The organism is Streptomyces sp. NPDC031479 (assembly GCF_055581065.1).
This window is the reverse complement of the sequence record NZ_JBVIKC010000099.1, coordinates 1-3,997: the sequence shown is the minus strand read 5'-3', so window position 1 is coordinate 3,997 and position 3,997 is coordinate 1. Positions and strand designations below refer to the sequence as shown.

2 protein-coding genes are annotated in these 3,997 nt (G+C 74.9%); both read right to left on the bottom strand.

Annotated elements, in window-relative coordinates:
* A partial coding sequence (locus ACZ5D2_RS40795; protein ID WP_468936791.1) for a type I polyketide synthase occupies positions 1 to 3,071 on the bottom strand: 3,071 nt, incomplete at its 3' end.
* Positions 3,072 to 3,097: 26 nt separating this feature from the next.
* Positions 3,098 to 3,997, bottom strand: a 900-nt coding sequence (locus ACZ5D2_RS40790) for an acyl carrier protein (RefSeq protein WP_468936788.1), incomplete at its 5' end; no start/stop codon positions are given.

Sequence of the window (3,997 nt, the reverse complement as noted above, 5' to 3'; positions counted from 1 at the left end):
AGCTCCACCACCTCCACACCCGACGCCGACAACACACCCACCAAGTCCGCACCCGCCACCGCCGACACCACCAACCACCGCCCCGACAGGACGGCGGCGTCCACGGGGGTGGGTTCCCAGACCGCCCGGTAGCGCCAGGAGTCGACGGTGGAGCGCTGCCGGCGTCCCGACCGCCAGGCCGTGAGGACGGGCAGGGTGGTTTCCAGGGCGGTCAGCGCCGCTCCCTCGGCGCCGAGTTCCCCGGAGAGGGCCGGCAGGTCGGCGCGTTCGACGGCCTCCCAGAAGGCCGACTCGGCCGGGTCGGACCCGGCGTTCCGCCCGGTGCCGGGGCGCGGCCAGTACCGGCGGCGCTGGAAGGCGTAGGTGGGCAGGTCGACGTGGGCGGGGCCGGCGTCGGCGAAGGCGGGCGACCAGTCGACGGCGACGCCGCGCACGTGGGCCTCGGCCAGGGAGAGCAGGAAGCGTCCCGGTCCGCCGTCCCGGCGGCGCAGCGAGCCGACGGCGCAGTCCCCGAGGCCCTGGATCAGCACCGGGTGGGGGCTGCTCTCGACGAACACGCCGAATCCCTGCTCGCGCAGGGCGTGCGTGGACTCCTCGAAGCGCACGGTCCGGCGGGCGTTGCGGTACCAGTACTCGGCGTCCAGTCCGGCGGTGTCCTGCCAGTCGGCGGTGACCGTGGAGAAGAAGGGCACGTCCGCCGGGCGCGGGGCGAGGTCCGCGAGGAGGGTGAGGAGTTCGTCGCGGATCTCCTCGACGTGGGCGGAGTGGGAGGCGTAGTCGACGGCGATGCGACGGGCTCCCTCGGTCCCGGCGAGCAGCGCGTCGAGGGCTTCGGGGTCGCCCGAGACGACGACCGAGCGGGGGCCGTTCTCGGCGGCGATGGACAGGCGCTCGTCGAGGCCGGCCGCCACCTCCTCGCGGGGCAGCGGGACGGACACCATGCCGCCTCGGCCGGAGAGTGCGAGCAGGGCCTTGCTGCGCAGGGCCACCACCCGTGCCCCGTCGTCGAGGGAGAGGCCGCCCGCGACGCAGGCCGCGGCGATCTCGCCCTGCGAGTGTCCGAGGACGGCCGCCGGTTCGACTCCGTAGGAGCGCCAGAGCGCGGCGAGGGAGACCATCACGGCCCACAGCGCGGGCTGTACCACGTCGACGCGGGCGAGGGCGGCCTCGTCGGTGAGGACGTCGCGCAGCGACCAGTCGACGAAGGCGGACAGGGCCTGCTCGCACTGGTCCATCCGGTCGGCGAAGACGGGGCTGGTGGCGAGCAGCTCCGTGGCCATGCCCGTCCACTGGGAGCCCTGGCCGGGGAAGACGAAGACGGCCTTGGTCCGTCCGTCCGGTGCCCGGCCCTCGACGAGACCGGCGGCCGCCGCGCCGTCGGCCAGCGCCGCCAGTGCGGTGTCGAAGGCGACGGGGCCGTCGGCGACGAGGACGGCGCGGTGGTCGAAGGTGGCGCGCGTGAGGGCCAGGGACCGGCCGATCCCGGCCGGGTCGTGGCCGGGGCGGGCGGCCAGGAAGGCGCGCAGTTCGCCGGCCTGGGCCCGCAGGGCGTCGGCGGACTTGCCGGACAGCACCCACGGCAGGGCGGTGGAGGCCGCGGGGGTTGCCGGGACGGCCGGAGTGGGCTCGGCGGCGGGGGCGGGCTCGGCGGCGGGTTCCTCAAGGATGACGTGGGCGTTGGTGCCGCTCATGCCGAACGAGGACACTCCGGCGCGGCGCGGCTGCCCGTCGGCCGGCTGCCAGTCGAGGTTCTCCGTGAGCAGTCGTACGGCGCCGGCCGACCAGTCGACCTGGGGCGTGGGCCCGTCGACATGGAGGGTGCGGGGCAGGACGCCGTTGCGGATGGCCTGGACCATTTTGATGATGCCGGCGACGCCGGCCGCCGCCTGGGTGTGGCCGATGTTGGATTTGACGGAGCCGAGGCGCAGCGGCCGGTCGGCCGGCCGGTTCTGCCCGTACGTGGCCAGCAGCGCCTGCGCCTCGATCGGGTCGCCGAGGGTGGTGCCGGTGCCGTGGGCCTCCACGGCGTCGACCTGGTCGGCCGTCAGGCGGGCGTTGGCGAGGGCCTGGCGCAGCACGCGGCGCTGGGAGGGGCCGTTGGGGGCGGTGAGGCCGTTGGAGGCGCCGTCCTGGTTGACCGCGGAGCCGCGGACCACCGCGAGGACCCGGTGGCCGTTGCGGCGGGCGTCGGAGAGCCGTTCCAGTACGAGGACTCCCGCGCCCTCGCCCCAGCCGGTGCCGTCGGCGGCGGCGGCGAAGGGCTTGCAGCGGCCGTCGGGGGCCAGGCCCCGCTGGCGGCTGAACTCGGTGAAGGTGGTCGGGCTGGCCATGACCGTCACTCCGGCGGCGAGCGCGAGCGTGCACTCCTGCTGGCGCAGGGCCTGGGCGGCGAGGTGCAGGGCGACGAGGGAGGAGGAGCAGGCGGTGTCGACGGTGACGGCGGGCCCTTCGAAACCGAACTCGTACGAGATCCGGCCGGACAGCACGCTGGTGGCGTTCCCGGTGGCCAGGTAGCCGTCGACCTCCTCGGGACCGCCCACGAGGACCGTGCCGTAGTCGGTGCCGTTGGTGCCGACGAACACGCCCGTGCGGCTGCCGCGCAGGGTGTCCGGCGCGATCGCGGCGCGCTCCAGGGCCTCCCAGGAGGTCTCCAGCAGCAGGCGCTGCTGGGGGTCCATGGCGAGGGCCTCGCGCGGGGAGATGGCGAAGAAGCCGGCGTCGAAGTCGGCGGCGCCGTCGACGAACGCGCCTTCGCGGACGTACGAGGAGCCGGGCCGGTCCGGGTCCTCGTCGAACAGCTCCTCCAGGTCCCAGCCCCGGTCGGTGGGGAACGGCGACACCGCGTCACGGCCGGCGGCGACCAGGTCCCACAGGCCCTCGGGGGAGCGGACGCCACCGGGGAAGCGGCAGCTCATCGCGACGATGGCGATGGGCTCGCGGGCCGCTTCGGCGAGCCGCCGGTTCTGTTCGCGCAGCCGCTCGGCCTCCTTGAGGGAGTTCCGGAGCGCGGCCACGAGCTTCGCGTCGGGCGTCGCCGTGCCGGATGTCGTCACTGCTTCGGGCGTAACCATGTGTCAGCTCCTCACTTCCCGGACCGTCAGGAGTCCGTGTTGTCCATGGCGAGACGGATCAGGGCGTCGGTGTCCATCGCGTCGATGTCCTCCGGGGCCGTGTCGTCCGGGTCGGCCGCCGCGTCCTGCGCGGCGGCCCCTTCGAGGCCCGCGAGGTCCAGGAGCACCTCCAGCAGGCCGGCCTCTCTGATCCGGGAGAGCGGCATCGAGGCGAGCGCCCGGCGGATCCGGTCCTCCTCCGGGTCGGCCCCGCCGAGGTCCCCGCACATTTCGGTGAGCAGGTAGGAGGCGAGGGCGGCCGGGTTGGGGTGGTCGAAGACGACGGTGGCGGGCAGGGTCAGGCCGGTGACCCGGCCGAGCCGGTTGCGCAGTTCGACCGCCGTCAGGGAGTCGAAGCCGATGCCCTTGAAGGGCTGTTCGGCGTCCACGCGCTGCGGTGATCCGTGGCCGAGTACGGCGGCCACCTGGGTACGGACCAGGTCGAGCAGTACGTCGCTGCGCTCGGCGGCGGCCGGCAGGGCCGCCAGTCGTGCGGCGAGGCCGGCGTCGGCGCCGTCCGGTTCGACGGGACGGACGGCTTCCGGGATGCCGGCGAGGAGCGGGCTCGGGCGGGCCGCGGTGAAGCCCGGCGCGAAGCGCTCCCAGTCGATGTCGATGACGGTCAGGGTGGCGTCGCCCCGGCCGAGGGCGCGGTCGACCGCGGCGAAGGCCGTGTCGGTGGCCAGTCCGGTCATGCCGGCGAGGCGCATGCGTTCGGCGACGGTCTCGTCCGCGGCCATGCCGTTGTCGGCCCAGGGGCCCCAGGCGATGGAGGTGGCGGGCAGTCCGTCACCGCGGCGCTGCTCGGCGAGGGCGTCCAGACAGGCGTTGGCCGCCGCGTAATTGCCCTGACCGGCACCACCGACCGTACCCGCGAACGAAGAGAA